Below are 14097 nucleotides of genomic sequence, written 5' to 3' on the forward strand. Positions count from 1 at the left end.
GATCTCGCTCATGAATACTGTTCCCTTGTACGCTTTATGAAAGGGGCATGTATGCCTTCTATCCTGTCGTCATCGAGTGCTAATTCTGGCCCGGAAAAATACGAAGTGCCATCATCGCTATAAATAAAGAAAAATTTACGACTGTCGGGATTATCAAAAGTTTTTTATAAAATGCTGGGAGTTTCTCGACCTCTTTGGCATCAATGACGCCTCTCTTGGCGCTTAGCTTTGGCACCATCAGTACTATTGAAATAACGCCGCCGCGCATGACTTTTCCGAGCAGGCCGCCGCCTGACCATGCTTCTCTGATGGTCTGCACGGAGGAGCAGTTTGGTAGCTGCTCCTCTATAATTTCAACGTATTTGTGCGCAATGACGGCGGTGGCGATGAGATTTAGTATCATCGGTACCATTATGAACAGGCCGATCAGGCCTATCGGGATATTCGTCATGACCTGATCGACCTTCAACATGGCGTATGAGCGTTTTATTCAAAGTAATACTTTCTATTCGGGCAGGTTTTTAAAATCCCCAAAAATAAGCTGAAACCCTGAGTGCCATAAGGCAGAAAAACAAAAAGAACGTCACGATTGTCGGGATGAGTAAAGATTTTTTGTAAAACCCTGAAAGGTTTCTGACTTCCTTAATGTCGATAAGTCCCCTTCTGGTGCTCAGGTTGGGGGCCATGAGTATTGTTGCGATAATGCCGCCGCGCATGATTTTTCCAATCAGACCACCTCCCGACCAGGCCTCTCTAATTGTCTGTACAGAAGAGCAGTTGGGTAGTTGTTTCTCTATAGTCTCAACATACTTGTGCGCAATAACTGCCGTGGCAAATAGATTTATTATGATGAGTATCAATAGCGCTCCAAAAATGAGACCTATTAGATCACTTGTCATTCTGTAATTTCCTTGTAGAGCATTTCACCCAAATGCTCGCCGCCCCATTCGCCTGCTTCCCCCCCAGCCCACCCACCAGCAGCACCTCCAACGACGGTACAAGCCAGCGCACCTGGACCTGTTGTAATTCCGAGAGCTAAAACGCATAAGCCTGTAGCAAGGAAGCCGCCGCCCGCCCCGCCCAAGCCTGCCCCAGCTACACTGCCTACCAACGAACTACCCTTGACATATTTTGCCTTTCGACACTGTTCCTCTCGGCCTAGCGTACAGGCATTACGGATCTCAATCGCTTTAGAACCAACTTCAAGCGCGGTTCCGATGTAGGCTCCTCTCTTGATCCATTTAGAGGCTTTGGCCACTCCGGACACCTTGTCAGCGTATCCTGCGATTTCTCCTGTGTGCATGTAGCTGCTGGTTGAAAGCCCGAGCAGTCTCTTGATCGAACCTTCGTGGCGTAGCCCAGATCCATAGGACAGAAAATTACGCAGTTGTTTGTCAAGCTTTATAAAAAGCTCTGTACGTTTGGCATAGAACTCGTCTCGTTGTGTCATGGCGCCGGAGCCCATATGTTGCTGGTATAGCTTTTCGATGTCTTGAAGCGATTCCTGAATAGACTTCAGGTGTTTACTCCAGCCATCACTTGCTGCGCCTATGCCCATGGATGTGTAGGAGATCGCCTGCTTGAGCAGCTCAAAGTTCTCAAGAAAAAAGTCATCCCCACCAGCGCCATTGACCAGCAACGCCGTATGCACCTGCGCAGCCTTGGCCATCAGGAACGCTTCCTGAGCAGTGGACGATGGGGTGGACGCGTCGCCGAGGATGACTATCTCGCCGGGCAGGACGACGCCGCCCGAGATGTGTGAATTGAGGGCGACGAACTTGGCCTTGCTGTTCTTTGGCAGCGCAAGGTTCGTTTTCAGAGAGTCAAAAGTCTGTGTTCTGGGGTTTATGAACGATCGTGCTTCGGCCATGGTCGTGCCTCACGAGTACTTTTTATTATTGATCCGGTCCCAGCCGCCAGCCACGTTACCGCCTGCTGTGCCATCGACACGTTTCTGCAGGGTGTAGGTGGTTTTGATGCGGCCGTAATTGAGCTGTACGATTTCGATGGGGATGCCGGCGCTTGCGCTCTGGGTGTAGTCGGCGATGATGACTTCCTCGAGAACCACTTCGTAGTATTTGAGCTTGTCGGTGCCTGCGCGGCAGAGTACCAGCTTCACTTCCTTGAGGTGCTGGCCTGCGCAGCTGGCTTCCATGAGCTTGCAACTGGCGCTGTCGAGGTATTTGGTAAACGTGAAGTTGGTCATGGTGGTGCGACCGGATGAAGCGCCGCCCGAGGAACTGGCGGTGGCAGAGGTGCTTTGGTTGACGCCAAAGTTATAGCCGGTGATTTCGATCCACTTGCTGTACTTCTCGTCTAGCGCCTCGCCCGGGATGTCTGCGATCTGAATAAAAGCGTCGAAAGCCATATGAACCTTTCCTTGGTCATTAGTGATGCGGTGTAGTGATTTTAAGATGAGTGGCTATGACAGCAAATTTGTACACGTGTTTCAAGGCGCAAGCGGTGGTTTGAAACGCAATGTCTAATGACGGGTTTAATACTTAAACATCAAAATAGAAATGCCCGGCGCATTGCGCGTCGGGCGTCTGTAAGTTATTTCCGTTACATCGCTTTTTCGTTTTTCTCGCGTTGTTCGCAGGTCATGAAACCTTTGTTGGTCACGCGGCCGTCGCTGTTGAAGCTGACGTGGTAAACCTGTTTGTGGCCATCTTTGGCCAGGACGTAATTGTTGCAGGTGCCTGGGTTGACCTTACGCTCGATGGTGCTCGACGGCTCGCCGCCGATGGTCAGGACCTGCTGGCGCGTCATGCCGTTCTCAACCTGCTTGACCAGCGGTTCGTTGCGATAAGTGACGTAATCCACCGGGTTCTGCACGGTTGTGTTGCTGCAGCCGGCCATCGTCGCCAATACAAAAGTCGCCGCGAAGATTTTCTTGTACATCGTTATTGCTCCACATGTCAGAGCCGGTCTTGGCCCGGTAGCGCTTTGAGCAGGAAACCGGGCTAAGAGTTCGAAAAAAAGATGGCGATACGGCAGTACCTCTCGCGACAATCCCTGACCGCGAGGTGGCCCTTTGAATATTCGCCAGCACGTTCCCGAAACCGCGAGGTCAATCTGATGGCACGGTCGGACATTAGGGTCCGGCCCTGGGCTCGGTCATCGGTTGTCGGACCGTAGTTCGTTAATCAGCCGCTCCTCAGTGACGGCCAGGAAGATGCGATGAGCGATAAAGAACTGTATGAAATCGAGTACACCTTGCTGGGCGAGCACCACGTAGACGTCATCGAGAATTTGGATGTGCCCATCATCGAAGTGGTACACGAGCTGGCGCTCAAGCACCATGTCGAGCTGGACGATCTTGCAGTCGGTGAAGCCGGCATGGCTCACGCCGCCGGAATCACCGATGTGTCAATTCATAGTGTGGAGGGCAGTGAGGGCAGCGCGACTGCCTAACTCGTCTTTGACCGCAGCGGGGTCGTCCAGCGTTCTGCAAGGATGACGCCGCACAGGGTCAGCGCTCCGCCGAACAGGTGATAGAGCGCAAGTTGTTCGCCCAGCGTCGCCGCGGCAATCAATGCCGTGGCGATCGGCATCAGGTTGAAGAACAGCGTCGTGCGGCTGGGCCCCAGACGCATGATCGAGGTCATCCACAACCATGGCGCAAGCATGGAAGTCGGAATGGCTGCATACAGCACCATCGGAATGTTACTGGCATTCAAGCCGGTTTTTGCCGACAGGATAAAAGGCGGCAGCAACACGATAAGCGCCAGCAGAATCTGTACGTAAAGCAATTGCAGGGGCGGCAGGCACAACTGCCACTTCTTGAGCAGCGTGCTGTAGACCGCGTACGACGCTGCGGCCACCAGCACCATCGCATCGCCCCGATTGACGCCATGATCGATCAGCCCAGCGGGATTGCCCGCCGACACCACGACTACCACTCCCACGAATGACAGCACAGCGCCCAGCAGTGCGCCCCGGGTCAGGCGATTGCCCAGGCAGGCTATCGACAGCCCCAGCGCCATCATGGGCACCAGCGACTGAATGATCCCCATGTTGGTGGCGGTCGTCAGGCTTGCAGCGAAATACGCCAGGCTTTGATACATCGCAGTGCCGAGCACGGCAAGAATGAAAATTTTACCCAGCACCGGTTTGATCGCGGCACGGTTCGCCCAGACAGGCCTGAGCATGAAGGGTGTGAACAGCAAGCCTGCCAGCGCCCAGCGATAAAAGCCTATTTCAGCCGGAAAGATCACTCCGGCAGACGCCTTGGTGACGGCCGTATTGATCGCCCAGATAAGGACTGTAATCAGTGGAAAAGCGTATTGCATGAGGGAATCATCGTTAAAGCGAGGCGTAATTATCCGCCTGTTGGCCGAGAATGCCAGCGGCGATGCAGTGTGCCCCGTCATGGGTCGCAACATCTGACTACACTGAATCACAGCCTGCGCCGTCCGGTGCGGTGGTTCTGGAGAGTGGATCGATGAAGAAGCTCGGTATTCCTTTATTGCTCGTTGGCTTGATGCTGTCTGCTCAGGGGTTCGCGGCGACTGCGCAGCAGAACAAAATGACCACTTGTAATGCCGACGCCAGCGCCAAATCGCTTAAGGGCGATGAGCGCAAGGCGTTCATGAGCACTTGCCTGAAAGCGGCACCAACGCCGGCAGCTACCCAGCAGGACAAGATGAAGACCTGCAATGCGACCGCCAGTACTCAGGCACTCAAGGGCGACGCTCGCAAGAGTTTCATGAGCGATTGTCTCAAGAAGAAATAATTTTCCAGCCAGAGCCATCGCTACAGACAAGGCGCGCGGGTGCAGTAAACACTGCACTTTGGCGCCGTTATCGAGCCGATCATCGGGCAGATGATTGCGCCGCACTTTTTCCGGCTTTCGGATCACTGGTTCTCGACTGAGAAGGCTGGCAGACTGCCCACCTTCCTTGTGTTGCCCGTTGAGGGTCTATGCCAACGTTTTCTGCGCGTCAGGTGTTAATAGCCAGCTGGATTCTTGTATTTGGCGGTCTGTTATTGGTGTTGCCATTCAAGTTGCTGCCCAGCCTGCTGGCCGGACTGTTGGTGTTCGAACTGGTCAACATGCTGACCCCCAAGTTGCAGCGTCTGATCTCTGGCGAACGCGCCCGCTGGCTGGCGGTAGCGCTGCTGGGTACTGTGGTGGTCAGCCTGCTGACACTGATTTTTGCCGGTGTCATCAGCTTTGTGCTGCACGAAGCCGAAAACCCCGGGGCCTCGCTGGACAAGTTCATGACCCTGGTGGATCGCGCGCGCGGTCAGCTGCCGCCGTTCATTGATGCCTATCTGCCTGCCAGTGCGGCGGAGTTTCAGGTCTCCCTTGGGCAGTGGCTGCAGAAGCACGTCGGCGAGTTGCAGTTGATCGGCAAGGGCGCAGCACACATGTTCGTTACCATGCTGATCGGCATGGTGCTGGGGGCAATCATCGCCTTGCAGCGTATTTCCGATGTCCATGCGCGCAAGCCGCTGGCGGCCGCACTGTTCGATCGTCTGTATCTGGTCAGTCGCGCATTTCGCAACATCGTTTTCGCCCAGATCAAGATTTCCCTGCTCAACACGGCGTTTACTTCGGTATTCCTGGCCATCGTCCTGCCGTTGTGCGGGATTCACCTGCCGCTGACCAAGACCCTGATCATCATGACCTTCCTGCTCGGCCTGTTGCCGGTGGTGGGTAACCTGATGTCGAATACGCTCATTTTCATTGTCGGCATGTCGATCTCGATCTGGGTAGCGCTGGCTGCGCTGGGTTACCTGATCGTGATTCACAAGGTCGAGTATTTCCTCAATGCACGCATCGTCGGCGGACAGATCAATGCCAAGTCGTGGGAGTTGCTGCTGGCGATGCTGCTGTTCGAAGCCGCATTCGGCCTGCCGGGTGTGGTGGCAGGGCCGATTTACTATGCGTATTTGAAGAGCGAACTGCAGAAGGAAGGGTTGGTCTAGGGCGCGTGGATATCTGACTGGCTAGAGTCTGCGTTGCGGCTGGAATCTGTGACGCAGAGCGTCACGAACGGCATTCCCACGCTGGAGCGTGAGGAACGATAGTTCTTTAACTACCGTGCCTGCGCTCCGAGTCATGCCACTAGCCGTAACGCTTCTTCGCTTCAATCGCCAGGCCGCTGCCGATGCTGCCGAAGATGTTGCCTTCGACGTGGCGGGCGTTGGGCAGCATCGCCGAGACGCTGTTGCGCAGGGCGGGAATGCCGCTGGAGCCGCCGGTGAAGAACACCGTGTTGACCTGTTCGACACTCACGCCCGCGTCGCTGAGCAAGTTCGTCACGCTGTTGCGCACGCGCTCAAGCTGAGCGTCGATTGCCGCCTCGAACATCACCCGGCTCAGGTCCACACTCAATCCTGCTTCCACCCGGTCCATTGGCAGATGGCGGTTTTCAGCGTGGGTCAGCTGGATTTTGGTTTCTTCCACTTCCATGGCCAGCCAGTGCCCGGCGCGCTGTTCGATCAGCTTGAACAGGCGGTCGATGCCACCCGTGTCTTCAATGTCATAACGCATGCTGCCCAGCGCCAGCTGCGACTTTTGCGAGTACACCGCATTGATGGTGTGCCAGGTCGCCAGGTTCATATGGTGGCTGGTCGGCATGTAGGCACCGCTTTTCATACGGCTGCCGTAACCGAACAGCGGCATCACGCCTTGCAGGCTCAGCTGCTTGTCGAAGTCGGTGCCGCCAATGTGCACGCCGCCCGTGGCAAGAATGTCCTGTTGGCGATCATCGTGCTGGCGTCGCTCGGGTGACAGGCGCACCAGCGAGAAGTCCGACGTACCGCCGCCGATGTCGACAATTAGTACCAGCTCTTCGTCTTTGATGGTGGACTCGTAGTCGAATGCCGCAGCAATAGGTTCGAACTGGAACGATACGTCCTTGAAGCCGATCTTGCGGGCCACTTCGGCCAGTGTGTCTTCGGCTTCCTGATCGGCCTGTGCATCGTCATCGACGAAATGCACCGGGCGGCCCAGTACCACTTGCTCGAACTCGCGTCCGGCCGTGTGCTCGGCGCGTTTTTTCAGCTCGCCGATAAACAGCGCCAGCAAATCCTTGAACGGCATCGCCGTGCCCAGCACGCTGGTGTCATGCTTGATCAGCTTTGAGCCCAGCAGGCTCTTGAGCGAGCGCATCAGGCGGCCTTCATAACCTTCCAGATACTCGTGCAGCGCCAGGCGGCCATACACCGGGCGGCGTTCTTCCATATTGAAGAACACCACCGACGGTAGAGTAATTTTGTCGTCCTCCAGCGCGATCAACGATTCCACGCCGGGTCGTTGCCAGCCGACGGTGGAATTGGACGTGCCGAAATCGATGCCGCAGGCACGGGCCGGGGATTGGTCATTCATGTCTTTTACGTTCCAGTCAAAAAACGGCCGCGCAGTTTATGTCAGCGCGCGCCAATTGCGTAGCGCGACACGTCGCTTATATTTACTTGGCTGTATTTACCGTCAAGGCTTGAACTGAAGCCCGTTACCCCCAATCTTGAAGGGATTCTCGGTAGACCTGGCTGTCGAACACGATGTTGTCGAGTGATCGACCCGTCTGCAAAGACGGCCGGCTATCTATAAATTTTCGACGTTAGGTAATCCAGATACCTCGTAAACAGAGGGAGCTGGGCGCGTGACGCCAGCGTATCTGGCTTTGCCGGATAATTCGGATGGGTGATCGTTACATGGATTTCAAAGACTACTACAAGATACTTGACGTTGAGCCGACTGCGGACGACAAGGCGATCAAGACCGCCTATCGCAAACTGGCGCGCAAGTATCACCCTGACGTCAGCAAGGAAGCAGGCGCTGAAGACAAGTTCAAGGAAGCGTCCGAAGCCTATGAAGTGCTCAGCAGCCCTGACAAGCGCGCCGAGTACGATGAGCTGCGCAAGTACGGTCGGCAGGGTCGTCCGTTCCAGACTCCGCCAGGCTGGCAAAGCCGGGCTGGCGCAGGCGCTGGAGGATTCGAGGAAACGGCAGACTTTTCAGAGTTTTTCAGCTCCATTTTCGGCGGCCGGCCACAGCAGGGCGGCCGTACCCGCAACCCCGGGCGTACCGGGCAGGACGTTGAGATGGAGCTGGCAGTCTTCCTTGAGGAGACCTTGTCGGGTGAGTCCAAGCAGGTCAGCTTCAAGGTGCCGCAGCACAGCCCCAACGGGCAGCGCATGAGTGATATCACCAAGACCCTGAACGTGAAGATTCCTGCGGGCGTCGTCGACGGCGAGCGCATTCGTCTCAAGGGCCAGGGCGCGCCAGGAGTGGGCGGAGGTGCCAACGGCGATCTGTACCTGATCATTCGCCTGGCACCGCATCCGCTGTTCGAGGTCGAGGGCCATGATCTGGTCATCACCGTTCCACTGGCGCCCTGGGAAGCAGTGCTGGGCACCAAGGTGGCGGTACCGACGCTGAACAGCAGGATCAACCTGACCATCCGCCCGGACAGTCAGAACGGTCAGCGTCTGCGGATCAAGGGTAACGGCTTGATGAACAAGAGTGGCGAACGCGGTGATCTTTACGCGCAGCTGAAAATAGTCGTGCCCAAGCACACCGACGAGGCTACCCGGGCGCTGTGGCAGAAACTGGCAGACAGTTCCTCGTTTGACCCCCGGGCGCAGTGGAAGGGTTGAGCGTAGCAGTCTTGCGATTCTGTCTTTTCTGAATGGGCTGATGCGCCACCCGCATCAGCACGCAATCAGCCTTGATCAGTTTTTCGGCAGCACCACATTGAAGGTCGTGCCCTCACCAATGGTCGAGGTCACAGTGATGCTGCCACCGTGGGCGTTGACCACTTCCTTGACGATGAACAGGCCAAGACCCAGGCTGGTCGATGTACTGCGTGTTTCGCTGTTTTCCTCGGTGCTGCGCACCAGCGGATCGAAGATCGTCCCGATAGCGTCTTCGGCAATCGGCTTGCCTTCGTTGTGTACCACCAATATCACCGCTTTCTCGGCACCCGTAACACTGACCGTTATCTCGTGACTGGCCGCACCGTGCTGCAGGGCATTGCCGATCAGGTTCTGCAGCATCTGGCTGATCCGCCCGGCGTCCCAGTGCCCTTTGGTGTTGCCTTCGATGTTCAGCACCGGAACAGAGTCCGGTCGCCCGGCGCAGGCTTCCTCGATGGCTTCACGGCAAGCACTGGCCAAATCCATGTATTTGCGTTCAACCGGTAGCCCGGCGCCCAGGCGGCTGCGCACGAATTCCAGCAGATCGCTGACCATCGAGCCCATATGGCGGGTGCTGGTCTGGATACGCGAAACATAGGACTGGGTCTTTTCGTCCAGCGCTATCTTGCGTGCCAGCAATTCCGTCGACATGCTGACGGCCTGCAGCGGCGCGCGCAGATCGTGACCCAGAATGGCAAGAAATATATCCCGTGAACGGCCAACCCGTTCCGCATAGGCAGCGGTGGATTCGGCAAGCGCCTCGTCGATGGCTTCGTTGAAACGAATCACGTCCTGAAAATCGGCCAGTTGCGGCGCTGCCAGGCTTTCTACCCAGAGGCGGATGACGCTGGCGCGCAGATGGCGAAATTCCGACGTCATCTGCACCAGATCAAAGCCGACCTCATGACGCAACTCGCCATGGCTGCTGGCTGCTTCGTCCAGGCTTGGCGTCTTGTTCAGCTCTTCGCCTCTGGCCTTGGCAATCTCCTCGCTTTTGCTCTGCGCAGTTTTCATGTCCCGTGCAGCTGCGAGCAGAATCGATTTGGCGTGATCGCGCAGCTCTAGCTTGCTCATCGAGTCGGCGGCAGGTTTCAGAGTCCTGGCGAAGTCTTCCCATTCATCGACAATGCGATCCACATGAACAACGATGAACTCGGAAAGGCGCATGGCCGACTACCTTGTTGGAGGAGCGTGACGGAAGATGGCGCATATTATCGCTTTTACATGACACGACAAACAGGGCGTTTACTGTCATTTCTGTCAGTAGACGCTGATTGTGGTCAGCAGTAGCTTGGTAGTCTGACTAACATTTGGATAATGACCATGTTGAAGACAGAGTTTGCAGCGTTCGTCGAAGAGCAGATCGCGCTGGCGGGGGAGATACTGGCAGATGCAAAAGTAAGCAAACGGGACTATATGTCGGGAGGCAAACTCAGCGTTTTTCTTGCTCTGCATCGGGTGTTGCAGGGTAAAGCGACTGAACAGGATCTGGGCATGCTCGACGCCATCAACGACTCGCTGCAGTCGTTGCAGATACTGAACTCTAAAGAGACATTCCTGGAGCGTCTTGAGCCTTAGGGCTTTAATCCAGTTTGTACGTCGAGCAGCAGGGGCTCAACAAGAGCCCCCACTTTCGAGCGCTTTGCTAGAACAGAAAATACCGTTGTGCCATCGGCAGCACATCGGCCGGTTCGCACCATAGCAACACGCCGTCGGCCTTGACCTGATAGGTCTGTGGGTCAACTTCGATGTCCGGCAGGTAGTCGTTGTGGATCAGGTCTTTCTTCTGCACGGTGCGACAGCCTTTGACTACGCCGATCTGCTTCTTCAGGCCCAGTGACTTCGGTACGCCTGCGTCGAATGCCGCCTGGCTGATAAAGGTCAGGCTGGTGGCATGCAGCGAGCTGCCGTAGCTGGCAAACATGGGGCGGTAGTGAACCGGTTGCGGGGTCGGGATCGAAGCATTGGCGTCGCCCATCAGGCTGGCGGCAATGGCACCGCCCTTGAGGATCAGGGTCGGTTTGACGCCGAAGAATGCCGGACGCCACAGCACCAGGTCCGCCCACTTGCCGACTTCGACGGAGCCCACTTCATGGCTGATGCCGTGGGTAATTGCCGGGTTGATGGTGTATTTGGCGATGTAGCGCTTGGCGCGGAAGTTGTCGTTGCCGGGACCGTCCTGCGGCAGGGGGCCGCGCTGCTTCTTCATCTTGTCGGCGGTTTGCCAGGTGCGCATGATCACCTCACCAACCCGGCCCATGGCCTGGCTGTCGGAACTGAGCATCGAAAAGGCACCCAGGTCGTGAAGAATGTCCTCGGCGGCGATGGTTTCCCGGCGTATACGGCTTTCCGCGAATGCCACGTCTTCGGCGATGCTCGGGTCCAGGTGGTGGCAGACCATGAGCATGTCCAGGTGTTCGTCGATGGTGTTACGGGTAAAAGGCCGGGTTGGGTTGGTCGAGCTGGGCAGCACGTTCGGCGAACCACAGGCCTTGATGATATCCGGCGCGTGGCCGCCACCTGCACCTTCAGTGTGGTAGGTGTGGATGGTGCGGTTCTTGAACGCGGCGAGGGTGGTTTCGACGAAACCTGACTCATTCAGCGTGTCGCTGTGAATCGCGACCTGCACGTCGTATTCATCGGCAACGCTCAGGCAGTTGTCGATGGCTGCGGGTGTGGTGCCCCAGTCCTCGTGCAGCTTCAGACCGATAGCGCCCGCCTTGACCTGCTCGATCAGCGGGCCGGGCAGGCTGACGTTGCCCTTGCCGGTGAAGCCAATGTTCATCGGAAACGAATCCGAAGCCTGGAGCATGCGCGCCATGTGCCACGGACCGGGCGTGACCGTGGTGGCGTTAGTGCCAGTGGCAGGGCCGGTGCCGCCGCCGATCATGGTCGTCACGCCGCTCATCAGCGCTTCTTCGATCTGTTGTGGGCAGATGAAATGGATGTGCGTGTCGACGCCGCCAGCGGTGAGGATCATGCCTTCACCGGCAATGACTTCGGTGGCCGCGCCGACCGCAATGGTCACGTCTGGCTGGATGTCCGGGTTACCGGCCTTGCCGATGGCTGCGATGCGTCCATTCTTGATGCCGACGTCAGCCTTGACGATGCCCCAATGGTCGATGATCAGGGCGTTGGTGATCAGCGTGTCGACCACATCGGCGGCCATTAGCTGGCCTTGGCCCATGCCGTCACGGATGACCTTGCCGCCGCCGAATTTCACTTCTTCGCCATAGGTGGTGAAGTCCTTCTCGACCTCGATCCACAGCTCGGTGTCGGCCAGGCGAACCTTGTCGCCGACGGTGGGGCCGAACATGTCTGCGTAGGCTTGTCGGCTTATCTTCATCTTTCGTACCTCGGATTCAGAGCGGCAAGCTGCAGGCCGCAAACTGTAAGTTTTTCAAAGCGACCAGCGGCGAGCTGCAAGTCGTTAGTCGTCAAAGCTTTTGATTCTCGTGCCGAGTGCCCATCGTCATACACACGTCCCGATTGGATGCCTGCATGACCGTTGCGGCGATCCGCATTGCTCACGAAGACGTTAGTCCGAACGCCCTGTTTCTGGAGGCTGTACCGGCCTCTTCGCGAACAAGTTCGCTCCTACGGCCTTCGGCCAGAATCAAAAGCAGACTTGTATGTAACGATGAACGCGGAGCGTAGGAACGGTATTCAAAAAGGCTTCAATCCAGATCGCCCATTACCCGTCCGGCAAAGCCGTAGACCTTGCGCAATCCGGCCAGGTCCACCAGCTCGACTTCACGGGACTGGCCCGGCTCGAAGCGCACGGCGGTGCCGGCCGGGATATTCAGGCGCATGCCGCGGCTGGCGGCGCGATCAAAGGTCAGTGCGTCATTGGTTTCGAAAAAGTGGAAATGCGAGCCCACCTGAATCGGCCGGTCGCCGCTGTTGGCAACCGTCAGGCTGAGGGTACGGCGTCCGGCGTTGAGTTCGATATCGCCGGGCTGGATCTGGTATTGACCAGGGATCATGTCGGTTGCCCCAAGGTTTTGAAATAAATGGCGGTCGGATGAAGGCGACCGTCCGGTGTGGCGCAGTAGCCTGGCAGTTCGCCGACGCGGGTGTAGGCCAGCGCGCTATAGAATGCTTCAGCCACCGAGCCCGCTTCGGTGTCCAGGTGCAGCAGCCCGCGTTTGTGTTTTACTGCAACCTGCTCGACTTCGTCCATCAGTTGCCTGCCCAGACCACGACCTCGGGCGCTGGGCAGCACCATCAGTTTCTGCACTTCGGCGCGGTTCAGACCATTGGGCTTCTGGCACAGTGACAACTGCGCGCTGGCCAGCACATTATCGTCTTCGGCCACCACCCACAGCAGCAGACTGCCTGCGGCGATATCGGCCTTCAGGCCATCGCACCAAGCGTACGCCTGCTGCATATCCAGATCAGCCATGAACCCCACCGATGCGCCGCCGTGAACCGTTTCAAACAGCAACTGCGCCAGACCATGGCGATAATGGGCGAAGCTTTCAGCGGTAACACGTCGCAGTTGTGCATGGTTCATGGCGTGCTCTCTAGAAGGGCTTGGGTGCTTGTGACGCGGGTGCCGGAACACCGGGCGACAAATCCAGTTGCATGAAGGTCAGGTCCAGCCAGCGGCCGAACTTGGTGCCGACTTGCGGCATCCGTCCGGTAGTCTTGAAGCCGAGGCGTTCATGCAGGGCGATGGAGGCCGCGTTGCCGCTTTCGATGGCGGCTACCATCATGTGTTTCTCACAGTCTCTGGCTCGTTCGATCAGCGATGCCATCAGGAGCGGCCCCAGCCCCTTGCCGCGCTGGTCTGCGCGAACATAGACCGAATGCTCCACCGTATGGCGAAACCCTTCGAAGGGGCGCCAGTCGCCAAACGATGAGTAGCCCAGCACCTCGCCTGCGTGGTCGACGGCCACCAGAATTGGATACGCCTGACTCTGGCGAGCTTCGTACCAAGCCTGGCGGTTGGCCAAGTCGACCGGTTGTTCATTCCAGATAGCCGTGGTATTGAGCACTGCGTCGTTGTAGATCTCCAGAATGCCCGGCAGATCGTCCGGCAGGGCATCGCGAATCACGTCCTGCATGATCACTCCTTCAGGCAATCGGCTGATGCACGGTGACCAGTTTGGTGCCGTCCGGAAAGGTGGCTTCCACCTGAATCTCCGGGATCATTTCCGCGATACCTTCCATGACCTGATCGCGGCTCAGCAGGGTCGTGCCGTAGTGCATGAGCTCAGCGACGGTCTGTCCGTCACGCGCACCTTCGAGCAGTGCCGCAGAGATGTAGGCCATGGCTTCCGGGTAATTGAGCTTCACACCGCGTGCCAGACGCCGTTCGGCGACCAGTCCGGCGGTGAAGATCAGCAGCTTGTCTTTTTCGCGTGGTGTCAGGTCCATGGGGCTTCCGTTTGTTCAAATTCGGTGGTTGATCGTTCCCAGGCTTGAGCCCTCATCGTTATGTAT

Annotated in this window: 18 protein-coding genes; 5 read left to right on the plus strand and 13 right to left on the minus strand. The window is 57.1% G+C overall.

What is annotated here, in order from left to right; all coding sequences use genetic code 11:
- Nucleotides 1-79: 79 nt before the first annotated feature.
- From RYB66_RS10785 to osmE, 5 genes are all read right to left on the minus strand, one after another.
- Nucleotides 80-451, minus strand: a complete 372-nt coding sequence (locus tag RYB66_RS10785) for a hypothetical protein (RefSeq protein WP_029241045.1) — start codon at nt 449-451, stop codon at nt 80-82.
- Nucleotides 452-521: 70 nt separating this feature from the next.
- Nucleotides 522-899: a hypothetical protein gene (locus tag RYB66_RS10790; RefSeq protein ID WP_016982348.1), complete on the minus strand. Its 378-nt coding sequence runs from the start codon at nt 897-899 to the stop codon at nt 522-524.
- Nucleotides 896-1870 carry a hypothetical protein gene (locus tag RYB66_RS10795; protein ID WP_016982349.1) on the minus strand — a complete coding sequence of 325 codons (975 nt, stop codon included), beginning with the start codon at nt 1868-1870 and terminating at the stop codon, nt 896-898. Before RYB66_RS10795 ends, RYB66_RS10790 begins: the two co-directional genes overlap by 4 nt.
- 9 nt (nt 1871-1879) lie before the next feature.
- Complete coding sequence (locus tag RYB66_RS10800) at nt 1880-2368, minus strand: Hcp family type VI secretion system effector (RefSeq protein WP_004655811.1); 489 nt, start codon at nt 2366-2368, stop codon at nt 1880-1882.
- A 194-nt stretch (nt 2369-2562) separates the two neighbouring features.
- Nucleotides 2563-2901, minus strand: a complete 339-nt coding sequence (gene osmE / locus RYB66_RS10805; protein ID WP_002555413.1) for an osmotically-inducible lipoprotein OsmE — start codon at nt 2899-2901, stop codon at nt 2563-2565.
- Between the two features lie 279 nt (nt 2902-3180).
- On the opposite strand from osmE, the gene RYB66_RS10810 reads away from it, so the two are divergent.
- Nucleotides 3181-3414: a hypothetical protein gene (locus tag RYB66_RS10810; protein ID WP_005732119.1), complete on the plus strand. Its 234-nt coding sequence runs from the start codon at nt 3181-3183 to the stop codon at nt 3412-3414.
- Here RYB66_RS10810 and RYB66_RS10815 read toward each other — a convergent pair.
- On the minus strand, nt 3411-4292 hold the full coding sequence (locus RYB66_RS10815; RefSeq protein WP_002555411.1) for a DMT family transporter: 882 nt from the start codon (nt 4290-4292) through the stop codon (nt 3411-3413). The genes RYB66_RS10810 and RYB66_RS10815 overlap by 4 nt on opposite strands.
- 152 nt (nt 4293-4444) lie before the next feature.
- Here RYB66_RS10815 and RYB66_RS10820 point away from each other — a divergent pair, with 152 nt between their 5' ends.
- Entirely contained in the window at nt 4445-4735 is a 291-nt protein-coding gene (locus RYB66_RS10820; protein WP_005732120.1) for a PsiF family protein, read from the plus strand.
- A gap of 188 nt (nt 4736-4923) precedes the next feature.
- Nucleotides 4924-5934 carry an AI-2E family transporter gene (locus tag RYB66_RS10825; RefSeq protein ID WP_002555409.1) on the plus strand — a complete coding sequence of 337 codons (1011 nt, stop codon included), beginning with the start codon at nt 4924-4926 and terminating at the stop codon, nt 5932-5934.
- Between the two features lie 139 nt (nt 5935-6073).
- On the opposite strand, the gene RYB66_RS10830 is transcribed toward RYB66_RS10825, so the two are convergent.
- On the minus strand, nt 6074-7339 hold the full coding sequence (locus RYB66_RS10830) for an Hsp70 family protein (RefSeq protein WP_002555408.1): 1266 nt from the start codon (nt 7337-7339) through the stop codon (nt 6074-6076).
- A gap of 326 nt (nt 7340-7665) precedes the next feature.
- On the opposite strand from RYB66_RS10830, the gene cbpA reads away from it, so the two are divergent.
- A complete protein-coding gene (gene cbpA / locus RYB66_RS10835; protein WP_002555407.1) occupies nt 7666-8610 on the plus strand; it encodes a curved DNA-binding protein in 945 nt (314 codons plus the stop codon).
- A gap of 75 nt (nt 8611-8685) precedes the next feature.
- On the opposite strand, the gene RYB66_RS10840 is transcribed toward cbpA, so the two are convergent.
- The gene (locus RYB66_RS10840; RefSeq protein WP_004666320.1) at nt 8686-9816 is read right to left on the minus strand and encodes a sensor histidine kinase; all 1131 of its coding nucleotides are present in this window, start codon (nt 9814-9816) and stop codon (nt 8686-8688) included.
- A 156-nt stretch (nt 9817-9972) separates the two neighbouring features.
- On the opposite strand from RYB66_RS10840, the gene RYB66_RS10845 reads away from it, so the two are divergent.
- A complete protein-coding gene (locus RYB66_RS10845) occupies nt 9973-10227 on the plus strand; it encodes a hypothetical protein (RefSeq protein WP_005746675.1) in 255 nt (84 codons plus the stop codon).
- A 67-nt stretch (nt 10228-10294) separates the two neighbouring features.
- On the opposite strand, the gene ureC is transcribed toward RYB66_RS10845, so the two are convergent.
- The 5 genes from ureC to ureA all read right to left on the minus strand — a co-directional run bounded on the left by ureC (nt 10295) and on the right by ureA (nt 14031).
- A complete protein-coding gene (gene ureC, locus RYB66_RS10850) occupies nt 10295-11995 on the minus strand; it encodes an urease subunit alpha (RefSeq protein WP_316894373.1) in 1701 nt (566 codons plus the stop codon).
- 331 nt (nt 11996-12326) lie between these two features.
- Entirely contained in the window at nt 12327-12635 is a 309-nt protein-coding gene (locus RYB66_RS10855) for an urease subunit beta (protein WP_002555403.1), read from the minus strand.
- A complete protein-coding gene (gene ttr, locus RYB66_RS10860; RefSeq protein WP_002555402.1) occupies nt 12632-13165 on the minus strand; it encodes a tabtoxinine-beta-lactam acetyltransferase Ttr in 534 nt (177 codons plus the stop codon). Before ttr ends, RYB66_RS10855 begins: the two co-directional genes overlap by 4 nt.
- Nucleotides 13166-13175: 10 nt before the next feature.
- Nucleotides 13176-13718 (minus strand): GNAT family N-acetyltransferase, encoded by a 543-nt coding sequence (locus RYB66_RS10865; RefSeq protein ID WP_005782078.1) that lies wholly within the window; start codon nt 13716-13718, stop codon nt 13176-13178.
- 10 nt (nt 13719-13728) lie between these two features.
- Nucleotides 13729-14031 carry an urease subunit gamma gene (gene ureA, locus RYB66_RS10870; RefSeq protein WP_003317023.1) on the minus strand — a complete coding sequence of 101 codons (303 nt, stop codon included), beginning with the start codon at nt 14029-14031 and terminating at the stop codon, nt 13729-13731.
- Nucleotides 14032-14097 lie beyond the last annotated feature (66 nt).

Source organism: Pseudomonas syringae group sp. 243L2 (genome assembly GCF_032587875.1).
Taxonomy (GTDB): domain Bacteria; phylum Pseudomonadota; class Gammaproteobacteria; order Pseudomonadales; family Pseudomonadaceae; genus Aquipseudomonas; species Aquipseudomonas amygdali.

What these genes read in the sequence shown, in the direction of transcription:
- ureA (WP_003317023.1), bottom strand. Translation starts at nt 14,031, where the DNA reads ATGGACCTGACACCACGCGAAAAAGACAAGCTGCTGATCTTCACCGCC.
- RYB66_RS10790 (WP_016982348.1), bottom strand. Translation starts at nt 899, where the DNA reads ATGACAAGTGATCTAATAGGTCTCATTTTTGGAGCGCTATTGATACTC.
- RYB66_RS10840 (WP_004666320.1), bottom strand. Translation starts at nt 9,816, where the DNA reads ATGCGCCTTTCCGAGTTCATCGTTGTTCATGTGGATCGCATTGTCGAT.
- ttr (WP_002555402.1), bottom strand. Translation starts at nt 13,165, where the DNA reads ATGAACCATGCACAACTGCGACGTGTTACCGCTGAAAGCTTCGCCCAT.
- RYB66_RS10785 (WP_029241045.1), bottom strand. Translation starts at nt 451, where the DNA reads ATGACGAATATCCCGATAGGCCTGATCGGCCTGTTCATAATGGTACCG.
- RYB66_RS10815 (WP_002555411.1), bottom strand. Translation starts at nt 4,292, where the DNA reads ATGCAATACGCTTTTCCACTGATTACAGTCCTTATCTGGGCGATCAAT.
- RYB66_RS10795 (WP_016982349.1), bottom strand. Translation starts at nt 1,870, where the DNA reads ATGGCCGAAGCACGATCGTTCATAAACCCCAGAACACAGACTTTTGAC.
- RYB66_RS10830 (WP_002555408.1), bottom strand. Translation starts at nt 7,339, where the DNA reads ATGAATGACCAATCCCCGGCCCGTGCCTGCGGCATCGATTTCGGCACG.
- RYB66_RS10810 (WP_005732119.1), top strand. Translation starts at nt 3,181, where the DNA reads ATGAGCGATAAAGAACTGTATGAAATCGAGTACACCTTGCTGGGCGAG.
- RYB66_RS10820 (WP_005732120.1), top strand. Translation starts at nt 4,445, where the DNA reads ATGAAGAAGCTCGGTATTCCTTTATTGCTCGTTGGCTTGATGCTGTCT.
- RYB66_RS10825 (WP_002555409.1), top strand. Translation starts at nt 4,924, where the DNA reads ATGCCAACGTTTTCTGCGCGTCAGGTGTTAATAGCCAGCTGGATTCTT.
- ureC (WP_316894373.1), bottom strand. Translation starts at nt 11,995, where the DNA reads ATGAAGATAAGCCGACAAGCCTACGCAGACATGTTCGGCCCCACCGTC.
- osmE (WP_002555413.1), bottom strand. Translation starts at nt 2,901, where the DNA reads ATGTACAAGAAAATCTTCGCGGCGACTTTTGTATTGGCGACGATGGCC.
- RYB66_RS10865 (WP_005782078.1), bottom strand. Translation starts at nt 13,718, where the DNA reads ATGCAGGACGTGATTCGCGATGCCCTGCCGGACGATCTGCCGGGCATT.
- cbpA (WP_002555407.1), top strand. Translation starts at nt 7,666, where the DNA reads ATGGATTTCAAAGACTACTACAAGATACTTGACGTTGAGCCGACTGCG.
- RYB66_RS10800 (WP_004655811.1), bottom strand. Translation starts at nt 2,368, where the DNA reads ATGGCTTTCGACGCTTTTATTCAGATCGCAGACATCCCGGGCGAGGCG.
- RYB66_RS10845 (WP_005746675.1), top strand. Translation starts at nt 9,973, where the DNA reads ATGTTGAAGACAGAGTTTGCAGCGTTCGTCGAAGAGCAGATCGCGCTG.
- RYB66_RS10855 (WP_002555403.1), bottom strand. Translation starts at nt 12,635, where the DNA reads ATGATCCCTGGTCAATACCAGATCCAGCCCGGCGATATCGAACTCAAC.